Consider the following 25,571-nt stretch of genomic DNA (forward strand, 5'->3'; position numbering starts at 1 on the left):
GCGCGCGAAGCGCGTAGGGGGTGGGTCCCATTCACATCCGGAAGACACCGAACTTCGTGTCTTCAATCGGCGCGTTCAGCGCGGCGGACAACGCCAGCCCCAACACGCGGCGCGTGTCGGCGGGGGCGATGATGCCGTCGTCCCACAACCGCGCAGTCGCGTAATACGGATGGCCTTCGCGCTCGTACTGTTCGCGGATCGGGGCCTTGAACGCCGTCTCTTCTTCCGCCGACCATTGCCCGCCGCGCGCTTCGATGCCGTCGCGCTTCACCGTCGCCAGCACGCTTGCCGCCTGCTCGCCGCCCATGACCGAGATGCGGGCGTTGGGCCACATGAAGAGCATGCGCGGCGAATACGCGCGGCCGCACATGCCGTAGTTGCCGGCGCCGAACGAGCCGCCGATCAGGACGGTGAACTTAGGCACGTTGGCGGTGGCCACGGCCGTCACCATCTTGGCGCCGTGGCGCGCGATGCCTTCGTTTTCGTACTTGCGGCCGACCATGAAGCCGGTGATGTTCTGCAGGAACACGAGCGGGATCTTGCGCTGCGCGCACAGTTCGATGAAGTGCGCGCCCTTCTGCGCGGACTCGGAGAACAGGATGCCGTTGTTGGCGACGATGCCGACGGGCATGCCGTGGATGTGCGCAAAGCCGGTGACCAGCGTGGGGCCGAAGCGCGCCTTGAATTCGTCGAACTCGGAGCCGTCGACGATGCGCGCGATGACTTCGCGCACGTCGTAGGGCTTGCGGGTGTCGGCGGGAATGATGCCGTTCAGTTCGCTGGGATCGAAGCGCGGCTCGCGCACGGGGATCGTGGCCAGCGGTTGCGGCTTCTTGCGGTTCAGGCGCGCAACGGCGTTGCGCGCCAGTTGCAGCGCGTGCATGTCGTTGGCGGCCAGGTGGTCGACCACGCCGGACAGGCGCGTGTGCACGTCGCCGCCGCCCAGGTCTTCGGCGCTGACTTCTTCGCCGGTGGCCGCCTTGACCAGCGGCGGGCCGCCCAGAAAGATGGTGCCCTGGTTGCGGACGATGATGGACTCGTCGCTCATGGCGGGCACGTACGCGCCGCCGGCGGTGCACGAACCCATTACGACGGCGATCTGCGCAATGCCTTGCGCCGACATCTGCGCCTGGTTGTAGAAGATGCGGCCGAAGTGGTCGCGGTCGGGAAAGACTTCGTCCTGCTGCGGCAGGTTGGCGCCGCCGGAGTCCACCAGATATACGCACGGCAGGTTGTTCTGCGCGGCGATCTCTTGCGCGCGCAGGTGCTTCTTGACCGTCATCGGATAGTAGGTGCCGCCCTTGACCGTGGCGTCGTTGCAGACGATGACGCACTCGGTGCCGGACACGCGGCCGATGCCGGTGATGACGCCCGCGCCGGGCGCGTCGCCGTCATACATGCCGTGCGCCGCCATGGGCGACAGTTCCAGGAACGGGGTGCCGGGATCGATCAGGTTTTCGACGCGGTCGCGCGGCAGGAGCTTGCCGCGCGCGGTGTGCTTGGCACGGGCGGATTCGCTGCCGCCCAAGGCCGTCTGCGCCAGTTGCTGGTTCAGATCGTCCAGTTGCGCTTGCATGGCGCTGGCGTTGTCGATGTAGTCCTGCGACCGCGGATTGATGCGGGATTCGATGATGGGCATGGGGTACCACCCGTCCTGCTTGATTGGAATTTGAAGGCGCTCGGTGTGAGCGGGTTGTCTCGCTGCCCGGTGGGCCGGGCATTCTTGTCGATTTGGTAAATCAGGATTTCGTTGCGCCTTTCCTGCATGGCCCGCGACCGACCCGTCGCGGTGGTTGCAATGCCAGAAAGGCGCAGCGAAATCCTGCTTGAGGCACAGGCCGAAGCCCGTGTCTCAAGCAGGCAACGGCTTAGACCATTTCGATGGCCATCGCGACGGCTTCGCCGCCGCCGATGCACAGCGTGGCCACGCCGCGCTTGCCGCCGGTCTTGCGCAGGGCGCCGATCAGGGTGGCCACCAGGCGTGCGCCGGAGGCGCCGATCGGGTGGCCCAGCGCGGTGGCGCCACCGTGGATGTTGACCTTTTCAGGCGAGAGCTTGAAGTCGGTCATGGCGGCCATGGCGACCACCGCGAAGGCTTCGTTGATCTCGTACAGGTCCACGTCCTCGGCCTTCCAGCCGGTCTTGTTGAACAGGTTCTTCAGCGCGCCGACGGGGGCGGTGGTGAACCAGTTGGGTTCCTGCGAGTGCTGCGAGTGCGCGACGATGCGGGCCAGCGGTTTGACGCCGAGCTTTTCGGCGGTGGACGCGCGCATCAGCACCATGGCGGCGGCGCCGTCGGAGATCGACGACGAGTTCGCGGCGGTGACGGTGCCGTCTTTCTTGAACGCGGGCTTGAGCGTCGGGATCTTTTCCGGCATGGCCTTGGTGGGCGCTTCGTCGGTGTCGATCACGGTGTCGCCCTTGCGGCCGGCCACGGTGACGGGGGCGATTTCCCACTTGAAGCTGCCGTCTTCCGAAGCGGCGCGCGCGCGGCGCAGCGATTCCAGCGAGAACGCATCCTGCTGTTCGCGCGTGAACGAGTACTTGGCGGCGCAGTCTTCGGCGAAGACGCCCATGGCCTTGCCCTTGTCGTACGCGTCTTCCAGGCCATCCAGCGCCATGTGGTCGTACACGGTGTTGTGGCCGTAGCGGTAGCCCTGGCGGCCCTTGAGCAGCAGGTACGGCGCGTTGCTCATGCTTTCCTGGCCGCCGGCGACGACGATCTCGGCGCTGCCCGAAGCCAGCAGGTCATGGCCGAACATCGCGGCCTTCAGGCCCGAGCCGCAGACTTTGTGAATGGTGGTGCACGCCACGCCCAGCGGCAGGCCGGCGCCCAGCGCGGCCTGGCGGGCGGGCGCCTGGCCTTGGCCGGCTTGCAGCACGTTGCCCATGATGACTTCGTCGACCTGCTCGGGCTTGATGCCGGCGCGTTCGACGGCGGCCTTGATGGCGACCGAGCCCAGCTCGTGCGCGGCCAGGCCGGACAGGTTGCCCAGCATGCCGCCCATGGGCGTGCGGGCGACGGAAACGATGACGATGGGATCTGACATGACTTGCTCCTGTGAGGGTCGGGACAGCGATTGGGTTACAACACCGCGTTGCCGTTTGAAGGGCGGTCTGCACGCAAGCGTCTGTCCTTATCGTAAGGGAAAAATTCTTCGATCCGGCCTTGCGCCACATGGGCGCGGCAGGCTTGCCACCAGTCCGGTTCCAGGAGGTCGGCATGGTGACGCATGAAGGCGCCGCGCACGCGCGCATCGCCCAGCAGGAAGCGGCCGAATTCCTCGGGGAAGACGTCGTTCGGGCCGATGGCGTACCAGGGTTCGGAGGCCATCTCCGCTTCTTCGTTCGGGGCCGGCGGAATGCGCCGGAAGTTCATCTCGGTCATGCGCTGGATTTCGTCGTAGTCATAAAAGACGACGCGGCCCAGGCGCGTGACGCCGAAATTCTTGTAAAGCATGTCGCCGGGGAAGATATTGGCCGCGGCCAATTGCCGGATGGCGTCCCCGTATTCGCGCACGGCGTGGTCCAGCAGCGCGTCCGGCGCCTGCTGCAGATACAGGTTCAGCGGCGTCATCCGGCGTTCGATGTAGACGTGGCGGATGACGACGGTGTCGCCGGTTTCCTCGATAAGGCTGGGCACCAGGCGCCGCAGTTCGGTGAGCAGCGCGGGCGCAAAGCGGGCGCGCGGCAGGGCCACCTGTGAATATTCCCAGGTGTCGGCCATGCGGCCCACGCGGTCGTGCAGCTTGACCATCTGGTACTTGCGCCGCACGGTGGCGTGATCCATGCCGTCCTTGTCGATGCGGTCCTTGATGAGCTTGAACACGTACGGATAGGACGGCAGCGTGAACACGCACATCACCATGCCCTTGATGCCGGGTGCGATGTCGAAGGCGTCGCGCGAGTGGGCCAGGTGGTGCAGGAAGTCGCGGTAGAACAGCGTCTTGCCCTGCTTTTGCAGGCCGATCATGGTGTAGAGCTCGGCCTTGGGCTTGCGCGGCAACAGGCTCGACAGAAAATTCACCACGGCCGCGGGCGTTTCCATATCGACCAGGAAATACGCGCGGGTAAAGCTGAAGAGCGTGCTCAGGTCGTCCGCGCCCAGCAGCAGCGCGTCCAGCGTCACCTGTCCGGCCGGATTGCGCGTCAGCGCGATGGCAAAGGGATAGACGGTGGTCTGGTTGATCAGGCGGCCGACGATGTAGGCGCCCTTGTTGCGAAAGAACAGCGACCCCAGCGCATGGAGCTGGCAGTCTGTGGCGATGCGCCGGCCGACGTGGCGCGGCAGGACCGCGCGCAGCTTGGACACGGCGGCGCGCGCCAGCAATCGCGTGTCGCGCGGTAGGTCTTCAAAGGGCAGCGCGAGACCAAAGTCGGCCACCATGCGGATCAGGCTTTTTTCCAGGCCGTCGGTCGCCGGGTAGTACACGCGGTAGGACGGCACGCTGCTGTCCAGGTAGTCGGTGGCGACTGCCGGGCGTACGAACAGGAAATCGTTGTGAAAGTAGTCGCGGTGAAGCAGTCGGCACGAGACCGAGTTGAAGAAGGTCTCGGCGCATTCGGGCTGGCGGTGTTCGCCCAGGAGGCCGACGAACTCCTGCTTGATCTGCTGCCAGTACGCGGTCTGCGCGTCGGTCAGGGACGGGGCGGCGGCGCCATTGCCGTTCTTGGCGGCGTGCTCCGCGCCGTTGCCCGTATTGCCAACCGCGCCGCCAACCGCACCCTCTGGCCGCCCGCGCAGCACGCCTTCCAGTTGCGTGGCGCATTCGCGCACGCGCATGTCGTAGTACTCGATGCGTTCGCGCGACAGGTGCTGGATGCCGTGCCAGTCGCCGGATTCGAACAGCGCCTTGGCGCGCTGCGCGCTGTAGCGGAACAGCGCGTAGTGCCGGTCAAAGCCCGCCAGGATCAGGCGCGCGACTTCCAGCGGAGACGGCCCCGGCGCGGGAGCCTGCTCGATGTGCTGGATGTCGGACGTGCGGATCATGGCGCGGGCTGTGGATAAGGCGTCAGGCGGTTTCGTTGAAGAGTTCGCGGCCGATCAGCATGCGGCGGATTTCGCTGGTGCCGGCGCCAATTTCATACAGCTTGGCGTCGCGCCACAGGCGGCCGACCGGGTATTCGTTGATGTAGCCGTTGCCGCCCAGGATCTGCACGCCTTCGCCCGCCATCCACGTGGCCTTTTCGGCGGTGTACAGGATGAGCGCGGCGCAGTCCTTGCGCACCTGGCGCACGTGGTCGGACCCCAGTTTGTCCAGGTTCTTGCCGACCTGATAGCAGAAGGCGCGGCTGGCTTGCAGCGTGGTGTACAGGTCGGCGACCTTGCCCTGGATGAGCTGGAATTCGCCGATGGCCTGGCCGAACTGCTTGCGGTCGTGGATGTAGGGCACCACCACGTCCATCACGGCCTGCATGATGCCCAGCGGGCCGCCGGACAGCACGGCGCGTTCATAATCCAGGCCGCTCATCAGCACCTTCACGCCGCCGTTGACCTGGCCCAGCACGTTTTCCTCGGGGATCTCGCAGTCCTGGAACACCAGCTCGCCGGTGTGGCTGCCGCGCATGCCCAGTTTGTCCAGCTTCTGCGCCACGGAAAAGCCCTTGAAACCCTTTTCGACCAGGAAGGCGGTGATGCCGCGCTGGTGGGCCTCGGGGTCGGTCTTGGCGTAGACGACGAGGGTGTCGGCGTCCGGACCGTTGGTGATCCACATCTTGGTGCCATTCAGCACGTAGCGGTCGCCCTTCTTTTCCGCGCGCAGCTTCATGCTGACGACGTCGGAGCCGGCGCCCGGTTCGCTCATGGCCAGCGCGCCGACGTGTTCGCCGGAGATCAGCTTGGGCAGGTACTTGGCCTTCTGGGCGGCGGTGCCGTTGCGGTTGATCTGGTTCACGCACAGGTTCGAGTGCGCGCCGTACGACAGGCCAATGGAGGCGCTGGCGCGTGAGATTTCTTCCATGACGACCATGTGGGCCAGGTAGCCCATGTTGGCGCCGCCGTATTCCTCGTCGGCGGTCATGCCCAGCACGCCGAGGTCACCGAATTTGCGCCACAGGTCCATGGGGAATTGGTCGCTGCGGTCGACTTCCGCGGCGCGCGGCGCGATCTCGGCCTGCGCGAAATTGCGGACGGCGTCGCGCAGCATGTCCAGGTCTTCGCCCAGGTCGAAGTTCAGGCCGGGAAGATTCATCAGTGTCTCCGTGATAGTAGGTGCTTACATTCATGAACCTGCGCGGACGTGTCTTGGCCGCCGTCGCGGGGGTGATCCATGATGCGCCGTTCATCCGGCGCTGCGCAATGATGCAGTGCAAATATTACGTTTACGTAAACGTAAATTGGATGAGGGTTATCCCTAGCGCGTTGCACACCGCTGCGACAGGGACGATGGGCAATACTTGATATGACCCTTTAATCCTGAAATATCCGACGGAGTCAGCTGTGCTCGAACTTTCCAATCTGGACGACATCGTGGCGTTGCGCCGTGACATTCATATGCACCCGGAGCTTTGCTACGAAGAGCACCGCACGGCCAAGGTGGTGGCCGATACGCTGCGCGGCTGGGGCATCGAAACGCACACGGGCGTCGCCAAGACGGGCGTGGTCGGGGTGATCAAGCGGGGCACATCGGACCGGGCCATCATGCTGCGCGCCGACATGGACGCGCTGCCCATGCAGGAAGAAAACCAGTTCGAGCATCGCTCGCGCCACGACGGCAAAATGCACGGCTGCGGCCACGACGGCCACACCGCAATGCTGCTGGCTGCGGCGCAGCATTTGCAGACGGCGGGCGGCTTCGACGGCACGGTGTACCTGTGCTTTCAGCCGGCCGAGGAAGGCGGCGCGGGCGGCCGCGCGATGATCCAGGATGGCCTGTTCACGCGCTTTCCTTGCGAGGCCGTGTTTGGCATGCACAACTGGCCGGGATTGCCGGCCGGCGCCTTCGGAGTCTGTGCCGGTCCTATGATGGCGGCGGCCAACGGCTTCAAGATCACGGTCAAGGGCAAGGGCGGCCACGCCGCCGCGCCGCAGGACTGCAATGACCCGGTGCCGGCGCTCTTTGCCATCGGCCAGTCGCTGCAGACGATCCTGACGCGCAGCAAGCGTCCGCTGGATGCCGCGGTGCTGTCCATCACGCAGGTGCAGGCGGGCGGCAGCGTCATCAACGTGATTCCCAACACCGCGTGGCTCGGCGGGTCGGTGCGCGCGTACAGCACCGATGTGGTGGACCTGATCGAGCGGCGCATGCAGGAGATTGCGCCCAGCATCGCCGCGGCGCACGGCTGCGAGGCCGAGGTGTACTTCGAGCGCCGCTACCCGGCGCTGGTCAACACCGTGGCCGAGACGGAATTCTGCATGGGCGTGATGCGCGAGGTCGTGGGCGAGGACCGCGCACTCACCATCGAACCGGCCATGGCCTCAGAAGACTTTGCCTTCCTGCTGCAGGAAAAGCCGGGCTGCTACGTATTCCTGGGCAATGGCGACGGCGAGCATCGCATGGCGGGCCACGGCCTGGGCCCGTGCATGCTGCACAACGCCAGCTATGACTTCAATGATTCCTTGATTCCGGCGGGGGCGTCGTACTGGGTTCGCCTGGCGCAACGCTACCTCGCCTGATGTGCTTTACCGCAGTCCGTTTCACCCACGCAGTGCTACGCAACATCACCAGGACGATATGAAAAAGAAGACGTTGTTCATCAAGGCCGCGGGGGCGGCCCTGGCAATCATGGCAAGCGGCGCGATGGCGCAGAGCTGGCCGGCCAAGCCCGTTACCGTGGTCGTGCCCTACACGGCCGGCGGTAGCGCCGATGCGATCGCGCGCCGGTTGGGCGATGCGCTGCGCAAGGAAGCCAACATCACGGTCATCGTTGAGAACAAGCCGGGCGCGGGCGCCTCGGTGGGCACGGACTACGTCGCGCGCGCGCAGCCGGACGGCACCACGCTGCTGCTGGCCTCGACCAGCCCGCTGACGATCTTTCCGCATCTGGCCAAGACCAACTATGACCCGATGAAGGACCTGACGCCGGTGGCCAGCGTCGCCGTCGCGCCGGTGGCCATCGTGGCGACCAAGGCGTTGCCGGTGAAGGATTTTGCGGGGCTGGTGGAATACGCCAAGTCGCATCCCGAAGGCGTGCGCTACGGCACGCCGGGTCAGGGCACGGTCGCGCATATCGGCATGGCGGCGGTCACCGCACAGACCGGCACCAAGATGCTGCACGTGCCGTATCGCGGCAACAGCCAGGCGCTGACCGACGGCCTGGGCGGCGTGGTGGAGCTGCTGGTGGTCAACAGCGACGTCGTGCTGCCGCACGTGGCCAACGGCGCGCTCAAGCCGCTGGCGGTGATGGCGCCGCAGCGTCTGGCCGCGTGGCCCGACGTGCCGACGATGGCCGAACTGAAGCTGCCCCAGGCGCAGTACTACTCGAACTTCGGCATCTTCGCGCCGGCCAATCTGCCGCCGACGGTGTCGCAGCCGTTGCAGGCCGCGTTGACCCAGGCCGTGGCCAGCGCCGAGTTCCAGGAACTGCTGGCCAAGTCGTTCCTGCAGCCGGGTACGGCATCGGGCGAGGCGTTTGCCAAGCAGGTGCAGGCCGAGTTCACGAACAACGCCCGCATCATCAAGGAAAGCAATATCAAGGCGGAATGATCGGCGGTTTGTAATGGCACTTCAGCGCGGCGGCGGTCGATCCGCCGCGTGAAAATGCGCCGAGGCGCAGCCTGCGTCAAAGACCAGCACCTATGCGAAGCGCGCGGCCCTTCACGGGAACGCGCGCTTTTTTCTTGCCCGTCTGGCAGGCCGGTTCAGGTCCCGCGCGGCCCGAACATGATCACCAGCATGCCGGCCAGGCACAGGCCCACGCCGATCCAGTCGCTCGCGCTGGGCCGCACGCCGTCCACCGCCCACAGCCACAGCAGCGCCATGCCGATATACACGCCGCCGTACGCGGCATAGACGCGGCCGGACGCCGTCGGGTGAAGCGTCAGCAGCCACGCGAACAGCGCCAGGCTCAGCGCGGCGGGCGCGAGCAGCCAGATGGAATGGCCCTTGCGCAACCACAGATAAGGCAGATAGCAGCCGATGATCTCGGCCAGGGCGGTCAGGACGAAAAGCCCGATGGTTTGAAAAACGGCCATGCAGACTACGGCTTCTGCGCCAGAAGAACGCGGCACTGGCGTTCCTGCTCGCTGATTTCCTGAAGGGTATCGTCGATGTCGCGACGCTGCTGCTCGAGCGTGGCACGATGCTGTTCCAGCACGGACAGATACTGGCGCAACTGCACCTCGGTGTCGCCGGGCCCGTCGTACATGTCGATCAGCGTCAGGATCTCGGACAGTTGCAGGCCCAGCCGTTTGCCGCGCAAGGCCAGTTTCAGGCGCGTGCGGTCGCGCGGTCCGAAGATGCGGTTGCGGCCCTCGCGCGCCGGGCTGACGATCCCCTGGTCTTCATAGAAGCGGATCGTGCGGGGCGTGACGTCGAACTCGCGGGCGAGCTCGGAGATGGTCCAGGTTGACGGGGACATGCGACGTGTGGCAGTTTACGTAAACGTAAATTATGATGACTTGACGTGATCGTCAAGCGTGGAGCGAGAGGCAATGAACCCCAACGAACAGAAGCTTCAGTATCCCTGGGCCGATTTTCAGCCCGAGGCCGGCCGCGCGCATGCGGTGGCGGAGGGCGTCAAATGGATCCGGATGCCGCTGCCGTTCGCGCTGGATCATATCAACCTCTGGCTGCTGCGCGACAACATCGACGGCCAGGATGGCTGGACGGTCGTCGACTGCGGCATCTCGCGCGACGAAGTGAAGACGCTGTGGGAAGACGTGTTCAAGAACGAACTGGACGGCCTGCCCGTGCTGCGCGTGCTGGTGACCCACATGCATCCGGACCACATCGGTCTGGCCTACTGGCTGTGCGAGCGCTGGAACGCGCGGCTGTGGATGACGATGACGGATTACATGGTGGCGTCGCTGTGGTCGTCGCGCCGCACCGACGCCGGCGCGGGGCCGGGCGGACAATCGGCGGTCGAGCACTTCGCCCGGCACGGCCTGACGGACCCGGACGCGCAGGAACAGATCCGCCAGCGCGCCAGCTATTTCCCCAACTTGGTGCCTGCCGTGCCGTCGCGCTATACGCGGATCATGGACGGCGATCAGGTGCGCATCGGCGGTCGCGACTGGTGCGTCATCGTGGGCTATGGTCATGCGCCGGAACACGCGTCGCTGTTCTCGCCCGATCTGGGCGTGCTGATTTCCGGCGACATGGTGCTGCCGCGCATTTCCACCAACGTCAGCGTCTTCGACTACGAACCTGACGCGAATCCCTTGCCCTTGTATCTGCGGTCGCTGCACGGCTATGACGGCCTGCCCCGCGATACGCTGGTGTTGCCGTCGCACGGCCGCCCGTTCAAGGGTCTGCATGAGCGCATCACGCAGCAGCACGAGCATCATCGGGATCGGCTGGCCGAGGTGCTGGAAGCCTGTGCCGTGAAGCCGCAATCGACATCCGACATCGTGCCCGTGCTGTTCAAGCGCAAGCTGGATCTGCATCAGCTGACTTTCGCGATGGGCGAGGCGCTGGCGCATCTGCATGCGTTGTACTTCGAAGGCAAGCTGACGCGCGCGCAGGATGCCGATGGCATCGTGCGGTTCAAGGCGGTTTGATTGGCAGGATGGGCGGCCGGGGGATGCGAGCGTCGCTGCTCGTGTCCGGCTGCCGGTGTCCCGCTGATCGCGTGCCGCCGCTGGTGATCAGCGCCAGCGCGACGATTAGCGGTGTCTAGCGGGAAGCCGTCGCCAGCCTGACCGCCAGCCCGACGAACACCAGCGCGGCAATGCGATTCAACCAGCGCTTGGCCGTGACCGAACGCTGCAGCAATTCCCCGAACGCACCCGAGAAGAACGCGATCGCCCCGAACACCAGCAGCGTCGACACGATGAACACCGCGCCCAGTTGCATGGTTTGCAATCCGACCGGCCCGAGCCGCGGAGACGTGAACTGCGGCAGGAAGGCGAAGAAGAACAGCAGCACTTTCGGATTGGTAAGGTTCATGACGATGCCGCGGCGATACAACGCGCTGGGCCGCATGGGTTCGGGACGTTTGCCGTCTTCGGATTCGACGGGGGCGCGCAGGATCTGCCAAGCCAGATACGCCAGATAGGCCGCGCCCGCCAGCTTTAGCACCGTAAACGCCACGGGCGACGCGGCAAATACCGCGGCCAAGCCAACCGCAACCGCCGCCGTGTGTCCCAGCAGTCCCGTGCACAACCCCAGCACCACGAACATGCCCGCCTCGCGTCCCCAGATGGCGGACTGCATCAGCACAAATAGGTTGTCCGGCCCCGGCGTCAGCGCCAGCAGCACGGCAATGCCAAAGAATGCGATCAGGGTGTCGAGGGGCAGCATGGAGTCTCTTCGGTATCGGACCGCGGATGCAACGGGCGGGACGGTGGCGGACAGCAAGTGGCATGATAAGGGCAAAGCCGACCACGACAGGAGACAGTTTGATCATGACCGTTGCCGCTCAGAACGCCAATAACACCGATAACGCCAACAACGCCCTGCCCGATACCGCGCTCGAGGACTGGCTGCTTGCCCGCCACAGCTGCCGCGCCTTTCTGCCGCAGCCCGTGCCCCGCGCCACCATTGAACGCATCCTGACCCTGGCGCAGCGCACGGCGTCCTGGTGCAACTGCCAGCCGTGGCAGGTGGCAATTACCGAGGGCGACGGCACGAAGCGGTTGCGGGACGCGCTGGAGCACCGCGCGCAGATTGAAGGCTTCAAGCCTGATTTCCCGTTCCCGCGCGAATACCGGGACGAATACCTGGCCCGCCGCCGCGAGTCCGGCTTCCAGCTGTACGGCGCCGTCGGCGTGCCGCGCGGCGACCGCGAGGCCTACCGGCGCCAGGAGATGCGTAACTTCGCGCTCTTTGACGCGCCGCACGTCGCGATCATCACGACCGACGAAGCGCTGGGCGAGTACGGGGCGATGGACTGCGGCGGCTATGTCGCCAACTTCCTGCTCGCCGCCCAGGCCAACGGCGTCGCAACCGTGGCGCAGGCATCGCTAGCGATGTACCCCGAGGTGCTGCGTGAAGTGCTGGGCATCGCGCCCGGCCGTCGCGTGGTGTGCGGCATCTCGTTCGGCTTCGAGGACACGGCGCATCCGGCCAACAGCTATCGCACCCGGCGCGCGGATTTGTCCGAGACGGTTCAATGGATCGGCTGAAATTCCGGCCGCGTCCTGATATGGTTTGGTTTTCCCGGTTTTGACGCACCTCTACAAGATGCCTACCAAACACATCGATACGGTTCTCCAGCACGCGGGCACCGCCCCGTTCAATCCCGAGACCGGCACGGCGCCGGTGCCGCTGCCGCCCATGCGGGCCAGCACGGTGCGCTTTGCAAATATCGCCGCGCTGGAAAACGCGCAGCGCAGCAAGGCGGCTGGCGGCCGCGCGTCCACGTACGGGCGCATGGGCATGGACACCCATGCCGCGCTGGAAGAGGTCTTCACCCAGCTGGAAGGCGGCACGCACTGCTATCTGGCGTCCTCGGGTCTGTCGGCCATGACGATGGTGATGATGGCGCTGTGCTCGGCCGGCGACCATGCGCTGATCTCCGACAGCGTGTACGGCCCGATGCGCGAGCTGGACGATGCGGTGCTCAAGCGCATGAACATCGAGATCACGTACTTTGCCGCGGGTGAAGACGTGGACGCTTTGGTGCGGCCCAATACCAAGCTGCTGTACGTGGAATCGCCCGGCTCGCTGCTGTTCGAGATGCTGGACATGGGCGCCATGGCCGCCATCGCGCAGCGCCACGGGCTGGTGCTGGCCACCGACAACACCTGGGGTTCCGGCTATATCTACCGGCCGCTGACGCTGGGCGCGCGGGTCTCGGTCATTGCCGGCACCAAGTACGTGGGCGGGCACTCCGACCTGATGCTGGGCGCGGTGGTCACCAACGACGAAGGCATCGCCCGCAAGCTGAACCGCACGCAGTATGCGATGGGGTATTCGATCAGCGCGGACGATGCGTGGCTGGCGCTGCGCGGTGTGCGCACCATGCCCATCCGCATGGCGCAGCATGCACGCCACGCGATGCAGGTGTGCGAGTTCCTGAATTCCCGTCCCGAGACCGTGCGTTTGTTCCATCCGGCTTGGCCCAAGGATCCCGGCCACGAATTGTGGAAACGCGATTGCACGGGGTCGAACGGCATGCTGTCGGCCGAACTGGCCCTGTCCCCGGCCGCCGCGCGCCGCTTTGTCGATGCGCTGACGCTCTTTGGCATCGGCTTTTCGTGGGGCGGCTATGAAAGCCTCGTGCAGCTTGTGTCGCCGAAGGATCTGTCCAAGCACGGCTATTGGGGCGAAGGCGAGAACCCGGTCGTGCGCCTGCACATCGGGCTGGAGTCGCCCGAGGACATCATTGCGGACCTGACGCAGGCTTTTGAGCAGGCTGCGGCGGTCAAGGAATAGCCACGCGGCTGCGATACGCCTGAAGAAAAACGCCCCGGCCTGGAAAGGCTCGGGGCGTTTTCATTGCAGCGCTTGGCGCGGTTTACTTCGCGCGCGCCATCGGAATCAGCGCGTTGACTTCCTTCAGCGCGCCTTCGTAGCTGTTGCCCGCCATGACCGGCGAGGTCATGAACTTGCCGCCCACGGCAAACGACGGGGTGCCTTCGATGCGATAGGCCTCGGCCAGCTGGTTGGCGCGCTGCACCTGGGTCTGCACGCTGAACGAATCGAACACCGAGTCGAACTTGGCGCGGTCCACGCCCTGGGTGGCAATCCACTCACCCATGGCCTTCTTGTCGAACAGGCGCTTGTGTTCGCCGTGGATGGCCGTGAAGACCTTGGGGTGCAGGTCGGGACGGTCCAGGGCCAGCAGCGTGTAGTACAGCTGTTGCAGCGGCTTCATGCCGGCGTTAAAGGCGATGGGGACCTGCTTCAAGACGACGTCGGACGGCGCGGTCTTGGCCCAGTCTTCGACCATGGGTTCCATGGCGGCGCAGTGCGGGCAGGTGTAGGCGAAGAATTCCAGGACCTCGACCTTGCCCGGGGTGTCCGACGGCAGCGGCGGGTTGATCGGCACGTACTGCTGGGCGCCTTGCGCGTGGCTGGCCGGGCTGAAGAACGCCGTGGCGGTCAGCGCGGCGGCTGCCAGGATGCGGATGAGCTTGGGGGACAGCATGGGTGAGGTTCCTGAATAAAAGGCTACAGACAGGCCCGGGGCCGGATTAGTTCAATGCAAAACGATCCGCCGCGTAGCGCTATTGGCGCACCACGGCGGTTTCGATCTTGTTCTCGCCCAGGCGTCCGCGCGCCCGGTTCATGTCGTCCAGGCGGGCAAACGGACCGACCCGAACGCGGTTGATGGGCTTGCCGTTCAATTCCGCCTTCTGTACCGCGACCGGCAGACCCAAAAGGATGATGCGCGCCTTGAGCGATTCGGCGTCGTTCTCGCCGCGGAAGGCGCCGGCTTGCAGGTAGTACGTGCCGTTGGCGGCGGGCGCGGACGGCTTGGCGGATGCCGTCGCCGTGGGGGCGGCCTTGGAGATGGGCGTGGGCGCGGACGCCGTGGCGGGGGGCGCCGACGGCGCAGCAGCCGGCGCCCGGGAGGTGGGCAGCGTGGCGATCAGCGCGCCCAGGTCGTCCAGCTTGGCGGGCGTTTCATCGCCCTTGGACGGTGCGCCCGCACCCGGCAGCGGGGCCGGCGCGGTGGCGGTGGGACCGGTGGGCGGCGCGCCCGCGGCCCCGTCGCGGCCGTACAGGCCGGCGTTGGGGTCCGGCGCCGAGCGCGGATCGGGCAGCTTGCCCGTATCGCCCTGGCGGCTGGCCCGGTCCACGAAGGGAACGGGCGCCTTGGTGACATAGAACGCGACGACGGCGGCGACGATCAGCCCGATCAGCAGACCGGCCAGCGCCCCGTACAGGGTGCTGCCGCTTTCGCCGGAGGAACGGCGGGTGGATTTGCGCTTGGTTGCCATGAACCGATGTTACATCCGCTCGGGCGCGGAAACGCCCAACAGCGCAAGGCCGTTGGCCAGCACCTGGCGGGTCGTGGCGGCCAGGCGCAAGCGGGCCAACTTGACGGCGGTGTCGTCGACCAGCACGCGTTCGGCGTTGTACCAGCCGTGGAAGTCCGACGCGCAGTCGCGCAGCCAGAACGCGATGTGGTGCGGCGACAGGTCCTGGGCGGCCAGCGCCACCACTTGCGGGAACTCGGCCAGGCGCTGCATCAGCGCGAATTCGGTCGGGGCCGTCAGCAGCGCGGCGTCGGCCTGGGCCACGTCGGCGGCGGGCATGCCCGCGTTGTTGATGACCGAGCAGATGCGCGCGTGGGCGTACTGGATGTAGTAGACGGGGTTCTCGTCGCTCTTGGACAGGGCCAGATCCACGTCGAACACGAATTCCGTGTCGGCGCGGCGCTGGATCAGGAAGTAGCGGACGGCGTCGCGGCCGACCCAGTCGATCAGGTCGCGCATGGTGACGTAGCTGCCGGCGCGCTTGGAGATCTTGACCTCTTCGCCGCCGCGCATCACCTTGACCATCTTGTGCAGCACGTAGGACGGATAGTCCTTCGGGATGCCCTCTTCCAGGGCCTGCAGGCCGGCGCGCACGCGAGCCACGGTACCGTGGTGGTCGCTGCCCTGGATGTTCACGGCGCGATGGAAGCCGCGCTCCCATTTGGCCTTGTGGTAGGCCACGTCGGGGACGAAATAGGTGTAGCCGCCCTCGCTTTTGCGCATCACGCGGTCTTTGTCGTCGCCCGTGCCCAATTCGGTGGTGCGCAGCCACAGCGCGCCGCCTTCCTCGTACGTGTGGCCGCCGGCGATCAGCGCCTTGACCGTCGCTTCGACGCGGCCGGACGTGTAGAGCGAGCTTTCCAGGTAGTAATTGTCGAACGCCAGGCCGAAGGCCTGCAGGTCCAGGTCTTGTTCGCGGCGCAGGTAGGCCACGGCAAAGGCGCGGATGTCGTCCAGGTTGTCGATGTTGCCGGTGGCGGTGACGGGCTCGCCGTCGGACGCCTGGATGGTCTTACCGTCCTGGAAGTCGCGGGCGATGTCGGCGATGTAGTCGCCCTTGTAGCCGTCTTCGGGCCAGTCGGGGGAATCGGTGGTCAGGCCGCGGGCGCGGGCCTGCACGCTGATCGCCAGGTTCTGGATCTGGTTGCCGGCGTCGTTGTAATAGAACTCGCGGGTGACGTCCCAGCCCACGGCGTCGTACAGACGGCACAGCGCGTCGCCCAGCGCGGCCTGGCGGGCATGGCCCACGTGCAGCGGACCGGTGGGGTTGGCCGACACGAATTCGACCAGGATCTTCTCGCCCAGGCGCGCGGCGCGGCCGTAGGCATCGCCCTGCTCAGCCACCGCGGCGATCACGGCCTGGCGGGCAGCCGGCGTGATGCGCAGGTTGATGAAGCCGGGGCCGGCCACTTCAGCACTTTCGACCAGCGCGGCGGCGTCGGGATTGGCCATCACGGCGTCGACGATGCCCTGGGCCAGTTCGCGGGGATTGCGGCGGGCCGGCTTTGCCAGCTGCATGGCCACGTTGGTGGCGACGTCGCCATGGGCGGCAACCTTGGGGCGCTCCAGCAGCACGTTGGGCTGGGCGTCGGGCAGGCTCTGCGCGACGGCGGCCTGGATCAGGGAGATAAGCTGTTTTTGTTGCTCGAGGAGCATGGGCGTCTGGCGTGGTTCTGAGTGAGTGACGATGGCGGCACGGCGCTTGCGGCCTGCCGGCGATCCGCGCCGTGCCCGCAGGCTGGCTCGCGGTTCTGTCCGGCGGCGGCGGGCAAGCCGGCGCGCATGTGCCGGAAATCTGGGGCCCGGCGCGGCGCCTGCTGTCACGGGAAACCCCTGAATCATAGTTGATTTGGGGGCGCCAGTTGGCATCATGGGGGCGTTGGGGTAGTGTACGGAGCTAAGGTAATCAATGTAGGAGACCGGAATATGCTGATCACTTTTCACTCCAAGGTCGTGGCCGAAGTCCTGATGCTGACCGACCACGCGGGCGCCCTGTTGCAGGCGGCCGGCAAGCCGGTCGGCGACAAGATCCCCGAGCGCGGCGTCTTCACCGTGGAGCAGCTTGGACCGGCCATCAGCGGCATCGAACGCGCGATCGACGAGTACCAGCACGCCCACGAAAGCCCGGACGAGGACGACGAGGACAAGGCGCCCGTCGCCCCGATGGCGCGCGCGGTCGGTCTGAAGGAGCGTGCCTTCCCCCTGCTGGACATGATGCGCCAGTCGCAGGCCGCAGGCGCCGAGGTCACCTGGGAAGTCTCGCGGGGCTGGTAGGACTATGTCGCCGGACGGACAATCTGTCCGGCTTTTTTTGCCTACCCTGTTGGCCTGACGCCCTCTGACGGAGCCTTATTCCCATGCGCAGCGACATCACCATTGTTTTCGACTCCCGGCGTTCGCTGGACCTTTCCGCGAACGTCGAAACCTCCCCGCAACGCCAGGCCGATGCGCGCGACTGGTTTGACAGCGCCTGGGAAACCCTGGGCTGCGAGCCCCTGCGGCCCAGCGGCAAGGTCCTGTTGCTGGACAAGGTGCTGGGCGTGGCCGACGCGCTGGGCTACGACACGCTGTCCACCGACGAAAAGGAAGCCCGCGAGTTCGCCGAGCACCTGGCATTGGCGCTGGAGCGTCCGCGCATCACCGTGGACCTGCCGGGCCTGACTGTCGGGTATTGAACGGCCGAACATTCCGCCACCCGTGAAAAACCCCGCCTGGCGGGGTTTTTTGTGCGCTGCGTTCACGGCGGCGCGATGTGTGCGGCGCGCCGTGCGAACGGATTCCTACCGGATCCCCGCCCGCATGAACGACTGCACGAACTGGCGCTGGAACAGCAGGAACGCGATCAGCAGGGGCGCGGCCGACATCAGCGTCGCGGCGGTGATCACCGACCAGTCGATGCCCTGGTCCGTTGACGAGAACACCTGCAGGCCGACCGTCAGCGGCCGGGATTCCACCGAGTTGGTGATGATGAGCGGCCACAGGAAGTTGTTCCAGTGGTGGCTCACCGACACCAGCCCGTAGGCCACGTAGATCGGCTTGGCCAGCGGCACGTACACCTTCCAGAGCACCTGCAGCGCGTTCGCGCCTTCCATGCGGGCCGCCTCTTCCAGTTCGCGCGGAACCGTTTTGAAGGTCTGGCGCAACAGGAAGATGCCGAAGGCCGAGGCGAAGTACGGCAGGCCGATCGCAAACACCGTGTCGCGCACGCCCAGAAGGCTCATCGACCGGTAGTTTTCCACCAGCAGCACGTCGGGCATGATCATCAGCTGCAACAGCACCAGCATGAACACGAAATCGCGGCCGCGGAATTCGAAACGCGCGAACGCATAGCCCGCCAGCGTCGACAGCACCAGCTGCGCGGCCAGCACCATCGTGACCAGCACGAACGTGTTCAGGAAGTAGCGCGGAAACGGCGCTGCATTCCAGGCACGGACGAAGTTATCCAGCGTCAGCGGCGCGAAGAGATCGAAGCGGGTGGCGTAGGCCGGCGGATGAAACGCCGCCCACATCGCGTAGGCCAGCGGCAGAATCCACAACAGGCCCAGCGCCCACGCGCCCAGGGTATCGAGCTTGTCTTTCATTGGTAGTGCGTCCTGCGGTCCAGCCAGCGGAACTTGATCAGCGCGGTCAGCGCCAGCACCACCAGCAACACGACGGTCAGGGTCGCGGCGTAAGCCGTGTCCCAGAAGCTGAATCCCACCTGGTAGATGTAATAGAGCAGCAAGGTGCTCGCGTTGTCCGGCCCGCCGCGTGTCATGACGACCACGTGGTCGACCAGCCGGAACGCGTTGATCAGCGCATTGATCAGCACGAAGAGCGTGGTGGGCATCAGCAGCGGCCACAGGATGCGGCGGAAATACTGCCAGCGCGAGGCGCCTTCCAGCATGGCCGCTTCACGCAGCGACGGCGACACGGTCTGCAGCGCCGCCAGATAGAAGATCATGAAAAAGCCGGCCTCTTTCCAGACGGTCACCAGCATCAGCGCGGGCAGCGCGGTCTCGCGGTTGCCCAGCCAGTTGGGACCCGGCGCGCCGAACCAGCCCATCACCTGCGCGATCAGCCCGTACTGCGGCGTGTAGAAGAACAGCCAGATGTTGGCGACTGCCACCATGGGCAGCACGGTCGGCGTGAAGTACGCCATGCGCAGGAACCCGCGCCCGGTGAGGTTGCGGTTGACCCACAGCGCCATGATCAGCGCGATGCCGATCGAGGTGGGAATGGTGCCCAGCGCAAACCACAGGTTGTTCCACAGCGACTGCCAGAACACGGGGTCGTCGCGCATGACCGCGTAGTTGTCCAGCCCGACGAAGCGGGCCGGGCGCGCGCCCTTTGGGGTGGAGAAAAAGCTGTGCCAAAGCGTCGCCACCGCCGGGTAATGCGTGAAGGCGGCGAGCAGCACGATGGCTGGCAGCAGAAGCAGCCAGCCATAAAGCGCATTCAAAGAGCGGCTCATCGTGCGTGCAGTCGGTTTACTTGTAGGAACGCAGTATGCGATCGGACTCGCGCTGCGCGTCGGTCAGGGCCTGCTGCGGGGTCTTCGAGCCCGTCAGCGCCGCCTGCAGGGCGTCGTTCAGGGTCTTGGTGACGCGCTGGTTCTCATGCGTCGAGAATTCCGCCACGCTGACTTCCAGCTGGTCGCGCGCGACCGTGGCGGCCGGCACTTCCTGCGCGTACTTCTTCATCTTCTCGGTTTCCCAGGCGGCCGGCGTCACGGCCACGTAGCCCGTGGCGATGCTCCAGTCGGCCGCGCGCTCGGGCGTGGTGGCCCATTGCGCGAACTTCAGCGCTGCGGCCTGCTGCTCCGGCGTGCCGCTCTTGAAGATGTAGAAGTTGCCGCCGCCCGTGGGGCTGCCGCCGCGCTTTTGCTGCGGCATCATCGCCACGCCGAACGGGAAGTCCGCGTTCTTGCGGATGTTGGTCAGGTTGCCGGTGGTGGTCCACACCATGGCCGCCTTCTTTTCCAGGAAGTCCTTGGGCGTGGTGCCCCAGTCGATCGTGCCGGTCGGCATGATCTTGTGCTTGGCCGACAGGTCACGCCAGAACTGCGCGGCTTCGACCACCGCCGGCTTGTCCAGGTAGACCTCGTTGCCGGCTTCGTTCATCAGGATCGCGCCGTTGGGCGTGGTCAGCGCCTGGAACAGCCAGTACGCGAATGCGCCGCCCGACGGGATCTCGATGCCCCACTGCGTCGTGTTGCCCGAGGCGTCCTGCTTGGTCAGCTTCTTGCCGTACTCGACCAGCTCGGCCCAGGTCTTGGGCGGCTTTTCGGGATCCAGGCCGGCGGCCTTGAAGAGATCCTTGTTGTAGTACATGACGATCGTCGAACGCTGGAACGGCACGCCCCAGGTGTGGCCGCCGGTGCGGCTGTTCTGCATGAAGGCGTCATAGAAGCCGCCCAGCCACTTCTTGTCGGCGTCGGTCTTGGCCAGGCTGTCGATCGAAACGATGGCGTCCTCGTCGATCAGCGTGAACATGTCGGTGGACAGCAGCACCGCCAGTTGCGGCGGGGTGCCGCCCTTGAGCGCGGTCAGCGCCTTGGCGATGGAGTCCTGATACGAACCGGCGTAGATCGGCTTGATCTTGATGTTGGGATTTTCCTTCTGGAAATCCGTCACCATGTCGTCGACGATCTTGGTGATCGGGCCGCCGACAGCAACCGGGTAGTAGAACTCGACCTCGACGGGCTTGTTCTGCGCCTGCACAGGCAGAGACAGGCAGGCGGCGGCCAGGCTGGCGGCCAGGGTCTTGAGTACGATGCGTCGCATGGGATGTTCCTTTCCTGTGTGTGGGCTATTTTTTCTAGCGCCCGTCGGTGTTGATGACCGCCGAATCGGCGGCGAAGAAATGCTGTTGCCCGTCCGGCCAGGACAGGCGCAGCGACTCACCTGCGCTTGCGCGCAGATGGCCGCCGACCCGGACGGCCACGCCGCCCGTGTCGCCGATGCGGCACACCACGATGGAGTCCGCGCCGAAGTACTCCACGCTTTCGACAGTGGCTGCGATGCCGTCGCTGTCGATGCGGATGTGTTCAGGACGCACGCCCAGCTTTACGGCGCCCGCGGGCGCATTCGCGATAGCGGGACCCTGCGTGCCGGCGATCACCGTGGCGCCTGCTTGCTGCGTCAGGTTGATCAAATTCATGGGCGGCGTGCCGATGAAGCGCGCCGCGAACTCGCTGGCCGGACGCGCATACAGGCCATCGGGCGTGTCGTGCTGTTCGATCTGGCCGCCCCGCAGCAGCACCACTTGATCGGCCATGCTCATGGCCTCGGTCTGATCGTGCGTGACGTAGACCATGGTGATGCCCAGGCTCTGCTGCAATGCGCGGATCTCGCGGCGCATCTCGTGGCGCAGCTGTGCGTCCAGGTTGGAAAGGGGCTCGTCCATCAGGCAGACCGGCGCTTCGGAAATCACGGCGCGGCCCAGCGCCACGCGCTGCTGCTGGCCGCCGGACAGTTGCGACGGCTTGCGGTCCAGCAGGTGCGACAGGCCCAGCAGGTCGGCCACGCGCTTCAAGCGCCGGTCGAAGTCCTTTGCCGGTTCCTTGCGCACCTTCAGGCCGAACAGGATGTTCTCGCGAACCGACAGGTGCGGAAACAGCGCATACGACTGGAACACCATCGAGATGCGGCGCTTGGCCGGCGGCAGTTGCGTGACGTCGCGGTCGCCGATGCGGATGGTGCCCGACGTGGGCGTATCCAGGCCGGCGATCATGCGCAGCGTCGTCGACTTGCCGCAACCGGACGGACCCAGCAGAACGGTGAAGCTGCCGGCCGGAACCGTGAAGCTCACGCTTTGGATCGCCGCCGCGCCGGCGTACTGTTTGGTGAGGTTATCCAGAACGATGGATGACATGCTGTCTCGAAGATCTAATTGTTAGATCCGCATTGTTGCCTGTTATGAAAACCTTTTCATTGTGCAGCGCAAACATGACGGATATGTGGCAATGCGCGGGTTCCCCGCGCCGGCTTCAACCGAACGGATACGGGCCGGGGTAATCCCCAATAACGGCGTGATGCGTGACCAGGTTGCCGCCCTGCCACCAATGCAGCTGATAGCCGGGCGGTTCCATGATGTATTGCAGCGTCGGGCGCGGCCCGAGTTCCAGCGCAAGCTGGTGCGCGGTGCCCGGACAGGTCGATGCGATCGTGCCGCCAAAGCGCTGGAAGATCGTGCGATGGAGGTGGCCGCACAGCACGCGTTCGACGTTGGGATAGCGCGCGACGATGCGTTCCAGTTCCGGTGCGCCAGCCAGCAGGCCGATGTCGTCCATGTGCTCGATGCCGGTCAGGAATGGCGGGTGGTGCATCAGGACCAGCGTGGGCCGGCCGGGCTGTTCGGCCAGGCGCTCTGCCAGCCAATCCAGGCGCGTCTGGCAGAGTTCGCCATGGCTCTTCATCGGCACCACGGTGTCCAGCGCCAGCAGGCGCAGCGGATAGGTCTCGATGGCGTACTGCACGAACTGACCGCCGTCCTGCAGATACGCGTGGTCCGGAAATGCGGCGCGCAACTGGGCGCGGTCGTCGTGGTTGCCGGGCAGCAGGAAATACGGAATCTCCAGCGCCTGCAGATGTTCACGCAGCGTCTGGTATTCGATGGGCTTGCCCAGGTCCGTCAGGTCGCCGGTGATCAGCACGCAGTCGGGGCGCGGCGTCAGCGCGTTCAGGGCGCGCACCGCCGGCGCCAGAAACGCCGCGGGATCGATGATGCCGTAGGCCTTGTCACCCGGGGTGCGCATGTGGAGGTCGGTGATTTGTGCGATGAGCATGGCGATCTGGAAGTTGTCTGAATGGTGGATAGCGGGCTTAGCGGCGTACGGATGCCGCAGTGCCGCCGACGACGATGCAATGCGGCAGGCGGTTCGATTGCGGTGGCTGGCCATGAATCTGCGCAAGCAGGTTCGAGCACGCGGTCTGGCCGATGCCGTCGCTGGGTTGCGCGACGGTGGTCAGCGGTGGGGTCAGCAACGCGCCAAAACGCATGCCGTCAAAGCCGCACACGGAAATGTCGGCGGGCACCGACAACCCCAGTCCCACCAGGTCGGCGATGACGGCGGTGGCCAGCAGGTCGTTGGAACAGAAGAGCGCCGTGGGCGCCTGCTTGCCGCGAAGCGCGGCCTTCAGCGCGTCCACGTCGCTGCCGGTATGTGAACTCATGGAAATGTGCTGGATGGCATCGAGGCCCAGCTTCTTGGCGCTGGCGCGCGCGCCCATCAGGCGACGGCGCGCGCGGTCCGAGGCGGTCAGCGGGCCGGTTACCAGCGCGATGCGCTTGTGCCCCATCGCGGCCAGATGCGCCACCATGTCGCTTGCCGCGGCGCGATTGTCGACCGAGGCAAACGGATGATCGTTGGATTCGTTGTAGACCAGCACGTAAGGAATGCCGCTGCGGTCCAGGTCGTCCAGCGTGGCGCTCTTGCTGACGTCGGCCACGGTCAGGATGAGGCCGTCGACCTGATGGTCGATCAGGCCCTGCACGGCCGCGGACTCCACGGCGGGGTCGTAGCCCGTGGCGGTCAGCATGACGCTGTAGCCCGACTCACGGGCGCGGCGTTCGGCGCCTTCGAAGCACTCGGCAAACACGGGATTCGATAGCGTGGGCAGGATCAACCCAATGGTGCGTGTGCTGCCCGAACGCAGGCTGCGGCCCACGCGGTTGGGCCGAAAGCCCGCGCGCTTGGCGATGTTGCGGATGTGCGCCAGCGTGTCGGGATGCACGATCTCCGGCTGGTTGAACGCGCGCGACACCGTCGCCGGCGACACTCCCGCCTTGCGAGCCACTTCGATGATGGAAAAGCGGGGCGACGGGCGCGTAGCCATTGATGGAATCGCTGCAAGTTTGCTGAAAACGATTTCACTTTACTTGAGGAATATGAACTTTGTATTGCACGGGTTTGCGCTATGCTGGTGCGAACGCAACAACACAAAGCCATGGCGCAGCGCGTTATCCGGCGGAAACCCCGTTCTTTCGGTGTTTTTCCCAATTGACGCAACACGCACAACGGCGGGGTCGGTGTGCCGGGCATGACGCTTGCTTTCACAGGCAGGCAGCCACGCCGGGCATACCCTCGGTCAAGGGGACCGGGTGCGCAGTATGTTTTTCCGCGCTCGTCGCGGCACCGGCAAAGAGGAAAGAATCATGTCTACTGCCTTGAACAGACTGGGCGCGGTTGAAGCCGCGCGCAAGCTGCAACGGCGTGAATTGACCGCAGTGCAATTGGTGCGCGCCTGCTTCGCGCGCATCGAACAGCGCGAGAACACCGTTCATGCCTGGACGGCCCTGCAGAAGCAGGTTGCGCTCGACCACGCCGAAACCCTCGACCGCGGCGCGCTGCGCGGTCCGCTGCACGGCCTGCCCATCGGCGTGAAAGACCTGTTCGATACCGCCGACCTGCCCACCCGCTACGGGTCTCCCATCTACGACCGCCATCATCCCGGACTGGACGCCGCCTCGGTGGCGCTGTGCCGTGGCGCGGGCGCCATCGTCATCGGCAAGACCGTCACCACCGAATTCGCCACCTACCAGGCCGGCCCAACCCGCAATCCGCGCAACGAGGCCTACACGCCCGGCGGCTCGTCCAGCGGCTCGGCCGCTGCGGTGGCCGACGACATGGTGCCTTTTGCGCTGGGTTCGCAGACCGCGGGTTCCATCATCCGGCCCGCGTCCTATTGCGGCGTGGTCGGCTTCAAGCCCACGTTCGGCGGGATCTCCCGCGCCGGCGTGAAAAGCCTGGCCGAATCGCTGGATACGGTGGGCGGATTCGCGCGCTCGGTGGAAGACGTGGCGCTGTTCTCGTCGGTATTGATGCGCGATCCGCGCATGCTGGATCTGTCCTATCACGACGCGCCGCGCGTGGGCATGTATCGCAGCCTGCAATGGCGCCATGCGCAGCCCGAAACCAAAGAGGCCTTCGCGCAGGCCGCGGCGATCCTGTCGCGGGCGGGCGCCAAGGTCGAAGAAGTGCCGCTGCCGCCGGAGCATTGCGTGCTGGTGCAGCTGCATTCGGACATCATGGCGTTCGAGGCCTCGCAGGCGCTGGCGTACGAACGCGTGGAACATGCGGCGCAGCTCAGTCCCAAGCTACAGGCCATCCTGGAATCCGGCGCGCAGATCAGCGCGGAGCAGCACATCAAGAACCTGGAACGCGCCGCCGAATCGCGCGCGCGGGTCGACACATGGTTCGACCAATACGACGTCCTGATTGCCCCCAGCGCCAGCGGCGAGGCGCCGTTTGCCGATTTGGGCACGGGCGATCCGCAGTTCTCGCGGGCCTGGACGCTGTTCGGGCTGCCTTGCCTGAACCTGCCATTCGCGACCGGCCCGCAGGGCCTGCCGGTGGGCTTGCAGCTCGTTGGCGCGCGATATCAGGACCACCGCCTGCTCGCCATCGGCGCATGGGTTCATGCGCGGCTGCTGGCCGCCAATGCGCCGGATATCGGCGCGTCCGACATGTGGCCGCGCGGCTGATTGCAATCGCCCGCAATGAAAAAGCCCGCCGGATAAGGCGGGCTTCATTTCATGCCCCGTTGTCGGGGGCTTCAGG

Annotated in this window: 24 protein-coding genes; 8 read left to right on the forward strand and 16 right to left on the reverse strand. The window is 65.9% G+C overall.

The window, feature by feature from the left end:
• Nucleotides 1-31: 31 nt before the first annotated feature.
• The 4 genes from MHZ91_RS17970 to MHZ91_RS17985 form a co-directional block, all read right to left on the reverse strand.
• Nucleotides 32-1,639, reverse strand: coding sequence for a carboxyl transferase domain-containing protein (locus MHZ91_RS17970; RefSeq protein ID WP_239215020.1), 1,608 nt, complete (start codon nucleotides 1,637-1,639; stop codon nucleotides 32-34).
• Nucleotides 1,640-1,868: 229 nt separating this feature from the next.
• The gene (locus MHZ91_RS17975) at nucleotides 1,869-3,050 is read right to left on the reverse strand and encodes an acetyl-CoA C-acetyltransferase (protein WP_175137022.1); all 1,182 of its coding nucleotides are present in this window, start codon (nucleotides 3,048-3,050) and stop codon (nucleotides 1,869-1,871) included.
• Nucleotides 3,051-3,085: 35 nt separating this feature from the next.
• Nucleotides 3,086-4,990, reverse strand: a complete 1,905-nt coding sequence (gene aceK / locus MHZ91_RS17980; RefSeq protein WP_239215021.1) for a bifunctional isocitrate dehydrogenase kinase/phosphatase — start codon at nucleotides 4,988-4,990, stop codon at nucleotides 3,086-3,088.
• A gap of 22 nt (nucleotides 4,991-5,012) precedes the next feature.
• The gene (locus MHZ91_RS17985) at nucleotides 5,013-6,191 is read right to left on the reverse strand and encodes an isovaleryl-CoA dehydrogenase (RefSeq protein WP_056565773.1); all 1,179 of its coding nucleotides are present in this window, start codon (nucleotides 6,189-6,191) and stop codon (nucleotides 5,013-5,015) included.
• A 248-nt stretch (nucleotides 6,192-6,439) separates the two neighbouring features.
• On the opposite strand from MHZ91_RS17985, the gene MHZ91_RS17990 reads away from it, so the two are divergent.
• Both MHZ91_RS17990 and MHZ91_RS17995 read left to right on the forward strand, forming a co-directional pair.
• A complete protein-coding gene (locus MHZ91_RS17990; protein WP_239215023.1) occupies nucleotides 6,440-7,615 on the forward strand; it encodes a M20 aminoacylase family protein in 1,176 nt (391 codons plus the stop codon).
• 58 nt (nucleotides 7,616-7,673) lie between these two features.
• Nucleotides 7,674-8,645, forward strand: a complete 972-nt coding sequence (locus tag MHZ91_RS17995) for a tripartite tricarboxylate transporter substrate binding protein (protein ID WP_239215025.1) — start codon at nucleotides 7,674-7,676, stop codon at nucleotides 8,643-8,645.
• A 155-nt stretch (nucleotides 8,646-8,800) separates the two neighbouring features.
• Here MHZ91_RS17995 and MHZ91_RS18000 read toward each other — a convergent pair whose 3' ends face one another.
• Both MHZ91_RS18000 and MHZ91_RS18005 read right to left on the reverse strand, forming a co-directional pair.
• Entirely contained in the window at nucleotides 8,801-9,133 is a 333-nt protein-coding gene (locus MHZ91_RS18000; RefSeq protein WP_175123957.1) for a YnfA family protein, read from the reverse strand.
• A gap of 5 nt (nucleotides 9,134-9,138) precedes the next feature.
• Nucleotides 9,139-9,519: a MerR family DNA-binding transcriptional regulator gene (locus MHZ91_RS18005; protein ID WP_239215027.1), complete on the reverse strand. Its 381-nt coding sequence runs from the start codon at nucleotides 9,517-9,519 to the stop codon at nucleotides 9,139-9,141.
• A 73-nt stretch (nucleotides 9,520-9,592) separates the two neighbouring features.
• Between MHZ91_RS18005 and MHZ91_RS18010 the strand changes: the two genes are divergently transcribed.
• Nucleotides 9,593-10,660, forward strand: coding sequence for an MBL fold metallo-hydrolase (locus MHZ91_RS18010; protein WP_239215029.1), 1,068 nt, complete (start codon nucleotides 9,593-9,595; stop codon nucleotides 10,658-10,660).
• A 115-nt stretch (nucleotides 10,661-10,775) separates the two neighbouring features.
• On the opposite strand, the gene MHZ91_RS18015 is transcribed toward MHZ91_RS18010, so the two are convergent.
• Nucleotides 10,776-11,402, reverse strand: coding sequence for a LysE family translocator (locus MHZ91_RS18015; protein ID WP_239215031.1), 627 nt, complete (start codon nucleotides 11,400-11,402; stop codon nucleotides 10,776-10,778).
• A 104-nt stretch (nucleotides 11,403-11,506) separates the two neighbouring features.
• On the opposite strand from MHZ91_RS18015, the gene MHZ91_RS18020 reads away from it, so the two are divergent.
• Together MHZ91_RS18020 and metC are read left to right on the forward strand one after the other, a co-directional pair.
• Nucleotides 11,507-12,226, forward strand: a complete 720-nt coding sequence (locus MHZ91_RS18020; RefSeq protein ID WP_239215033.1) for a nitroreductase — start codon at nucleotides 11,507-11,509, stop codon at nucleotides 12,224-12,226.
• Between the two features lie 58 nt (nucleotides 12,227-12,284).
• A complete protein-coding gene (gene metC, locus MHZ91_RS18025; RefSeq protein ID WP_239215035.1) occupies nucleotides 12,285-13,478 on the forward strand; it encodes a cystathionine beta-lyase in 1,194 nt (397 codons plus the stop codon).
• An 82-nt stretch (nucleotides 13,479-13,560) separates the two neighbouring features.
• On the opposite strand, the gene MHZ91_RS18030 is transcribed toward metC, so the two are convergent.
• The 3 genes from MHZ91_RS18030 to argS form a co-directional block, all read right to left on the reverse strand.
• Complete coding sequence (locus MHZ91_RS18030; protein WP_056565750.1) at nucleotides 13,561-14,193, reverse strand: thiol:disulfide interchange protein DsbA/DsbL; 633 nt, start codon at nucleotides 14,191-14,193, stop codon at nucleotides 13,561-13,563.
• A gap of 79 nt (nucleotides 14,194-14,272) precedes the next feature.
• Nucleotides 14,273-14,989, reverse strand: a complete 717-nt coding sequence (locus tag MHZ91_RS18035) for an SPOR domain-containing protein (protein WP_239215037.1) — start codon at nucleotides 14,987-14,989, stop codon at nucleotides 14,273-14,275.
• Between the two features lie 9 nt (nucleotides 14,990-14,998).
• The gene (gene argS, locus MHZ91_RS18040; RefSeq protein ID WP_175137032.1) at nucleotides 14,999-16,684 is read right to left on the reverse strand and encodes an arginine--tRNA ligase; all 1,686 of its coding nucleotides are present in this window, start codon (nucleotides 16,682-16,684) and stop codon (nucleotides 14,999-15,001) included.
• A gap of 270 nt (nucleotides 16,685-16,954) precedes the next feature.
• Here argS and MHZ91_RS18045 point away from each other — a divergent pair, with 270 nt between their 5' ends.
• Together MHZ91_RS18045 and MHZ91_RS18050 are read left to right on the forward strand one after the other, a co-directional pair.
• The gene (locus tag MHZ91_RS18045; RefSeq protein ID WP_175123949.1) at nucleotides 16,955-17,302 is read left to right on the forward strand and encodes a DUF1840 domain-containing protein; all 348 of its coding nucleotides are present in this window, start codon (nucleotides 16,955-16,957) and stop codon (nucleotides 17,300-17,302) included.
• A gap of 83 nt (nucleotides 17,303-17,385) precedes the next feature.
• The gene (locus tag MHZ91_RS18050) at nucleotides 17,386-17,703 is read left to right on the forward strand and encodes a hypothetical protein (RefSeq protein ID WP_175123948.1); all 318 of its coding nucleotides are present in this window, start codon (nucleotides 17,386-17,388) and stop codon (nucleotides 17,701-17,703) included.
• 105 nt (nucleotides 17,704-17,808) lie between these two features.
• Here MHZ91_RS18050 and MHZ91_RS18055 read toward each other — a convergent pair whose 3' ends face one another.
• From MHZ91_RS18055 to MHZ91_RS18080, 6 genes are all read right to left on the reverse strand, one after another.
• Entirely contained in the window at nucleotides 17,809-18,609 is an 801-nt protein-coding gene (locus tag MHZ91_RS18055) for a carbohydrate ABC transporter permease (protein WP_076518055.1), read from the reverse strand.
• The gene (locus MHZ91_RS18060; RefSeq protein WP_175137034.1) at nucleotides 18,606-19,481 is read right to left on the reverse strand and encodes a carbohydrate ABC transporter permease; all 876 of its coding nucleotides are present in this window, start codon (nucleotides 19,479-19,481) and stop codon (nucleotides 18,606-18,608) included. Before MHZ91_RS18060 ends, MHZ91_RS18055 begins: the two co-directional genes overlap by 4 nt.
• A 16-nt stretch (nucleotides 19,482-19,497) precedes the next feature.
• Complete coding sequence (locus MHZ91_RS18065) at nucleotides 19,498-20,793, reverse strand: ABC transporter substrate-binding protein (protein WP_175137035.1); 1,296 nt, start codon at nucleotides 20,791-20,793, stop codon at nucleotides 19,498-19,500.
• A gap of 34 nt (nucleotides 20,794-20,827) precedes the next feature.
• Nucleotides 20,828-21,883: an ABC transporter ATP-binding protein gene (locus MHZ91_RS18070; protein ID WP_239215040.1), complete on the reverse strand. Its 1,056-nt coding sequence runs from the start codon at nucleotides 21,881-21,883 to the stop codon at nucleotides 20,828-20,830.
• Nucleotides 21,884-21,998: 115 nt separating this feature from the next.
• Nucleotides 21,999-22,796 carry a phosphodiesterase gene (locus MHZ91_RS18075; RefSeq protein ID WP_175123945.1) on the reverse strand — a complete coding sequence of 266 codons (798 nt, stop codon included), beginning with the start codon at nucleotides 22,794-22,796 and terminating at the stop codon, nucleotides 21,999-22,001.
• A gap of 37 nt (nucleotides 22,797-22,833) precedes the next feature.
• Nucleotides 22,834-23,847 carry a LacI family DNA-binding transcriptional regulator gene (locus MHZ91_RS18080; RefSeq protein WP_175123944.1) on the reverse strand — a complete coding sequence of 338 codons (1,014 nt, stop codon included), beginning with the start codon at nucleotides 23,845-23,847 and terminating at the stop codon, nucleotides 22,834-22,836.
• Nucleotides 23,848-24,166: 319 nt separating this feature from the next.
• Here MHZ91_RS18080 and MHZ91_RS18085 point away from each other — a divergent pair, with 319 nt between their 5' ends.
• A complete protein-coding gene (locus MHZ91_RS18085; RefSeq protein ID WP_239215043.1) occupies nucleotides 24,167-25,495 on the forward strand; it encodes an amidase in 1,329 nt (442 codons plus the stop codon).
• The last annotated feature ends 76 nt before the right edge of the window (nucleotides 25,496-25,571 follow it).

The organism is Achromobacter sp. ACRQX (assembly GCF_022346505.1).
GTDB classification, from domain to species: Bacteria; Pseudomonadota; Gammaproteobacteria; order Burkholderiales; family Burkholderiaceae_B; genus Achromobacter; species Achromobacter animicus.

Coding starts and splice junctions, on each gene's coding strand:
- MHZ91_RS18065 (WP_175137035.1), bottom strand. CDS start 20,793: ATGCGACGCATCGTACTCAAGACCCTGGCCGCCAGCCTGGCCGCCGCC.
- MHZ91_RS18020 (WP_239215033.1), top strand. CDS start 11,507: ATGACCGTTGCCGCTCAGAACGCCAATAACACCGATAACGCCAACAAC.
- MHZ91_RS18075 (WP_175123945.1), bottom strand. CDS start 22,796: ATGCTCATCGCACAAATCACCGACCTCCACATGCGCACCCCGGGTGAC.
- MHZ91_RS17970 (WP_239215020.1), bottom strand. CDS start 1,639: ATGCCCATCATCGAATCCCGCATCAATCCGCGGTCGCAGGACTACATC.
- MHZ91_RS18050 (WP_175123948.1), top strand. CDS start 17,386: ATGCGCAGCGACATCACCATTGTTTTCGACTCCCGGCGTTCGCTGGAC.
- argS (WP_175137032.1), bottom strand. CDS start 16,684: ATGCTCCTCGAGCAACAAAAACAGCTTATCTCCCTGATCCAGGCCGCC.
- MHZ91_RS18070 (WP_239215040.1), bottom strand. CDS start 21,883: ATGTCATCCATCGTTCTGGATAACCTCACCAAACAGTACGCCGGCGCG.
- MHZ91_RS18000 (WP_175123957.1), bottom strand. CDS start 9,133: ATGGCCGTTTTTCAAACCATCGGGCTTTTCGTCCTGACCGCCCTGGCC.
- MHZ91_RS18055 (WP_076518055.1), bottom strand. CDS start 18,609: ATGAAAGACAAGCTCGATACCCTGGGCGCGTGGGCGCTGGGCCTGTTG.
- MHZ91_RS18030 (WP_056565750.1), bottom strand. CDS start 14,193: ATGCTGTCCCCCAAGCTCATCCGCATCCTGGCAGCCGCCGCGCTGACC.
- MHZ91_RS18005 (WP_239215027.1), bottom strand. CDS start 9,519: ATGTCCCCGTCAACCTGGACCATCTCCGAGCTCGCCCGCGAGTTCGAC.
- aceK (WP_239215021.1), bottom strand. CDS start 4,990: ATGATCCGCACGTCCGACATCCAGCACATCGAGCAGGCTCCCGCGCCG.
- MHZ91_RS18045 (WP_175123949.1), top strand. CDS start 16,955: ATGCTGATCACTTTTCACTCCAAGGTCGTGGCCGAAGTCCTGATGCTG.
- metC (WP_239215035.1), top strand. CDS start 12,285: ATGCCTACCAAACACATCGATACGGTTCTCCAGCACGCGGGCACCGCC.
- MHZ91_RS18035 (WP_239215037.1), bottom strand. CDS start 14,989: ATGGCAACCAAGCGCAAATCCACCCGCCGTTCCTCCGGCGAAAGCGGC.
- MHZ91_RS18015 (WP_239215031.1), bottom strand. CDS start 11,402: ATGCTGCCCCTCGACACCCTGATCGCATTCTTTGGCATTGCCGTGCTG.
- MHZ91_RS17995 (WP_239215025.1), top strand. CDS start 7,674: ATGAAAAAGAAGACGTTGTTCATCAAGGCCGCGGGGGCGGCCCTGGCA.
- MHZ91_RS18080 (WP_175123944.1), bottom strand. CDS start 23,847: ATGGCTACGCGCCCGTCGCCCCGCTTTTCCATCATCGAAGTGGCTCGC.
- MHZ91_RS18060 (WP_175137034.1), bottom strand. CDS start 19,481: ATGAGCCGCTCTTTGAATGCGCTTTATGGCTGGCTGCTTCTGCTGCCA.
- MHZ91_RS18010 (WP_239215029.1), top strand. CDS start 9,593: ATGAACCCCAACGAACAGAAGCTTCAGTATCCCTGGGCCGATTTTCAG.
- MHZ91_RS17985 (WP_056565773.1), bottom strand. CDS start 6,191: ATGAATCTTCCCGGCCTGAACTTCGACCTGGGCGAAGACCTGGACATG.
- MHZ91_RS17975 (WP_175137022.1), bottom strand. CDS start 3,050: ATGTCAGATCCCATCGTCATCGTTTCCGTCGCCCGCACGCCCATGGGC.
- MHZ91_RS18085 (WP_239215043.1), top strand. CDS start 24,167: ATGTCTACTGCCTTGAACAGACTGGGCGCGGTTGAAGCCGCGCGCAAG.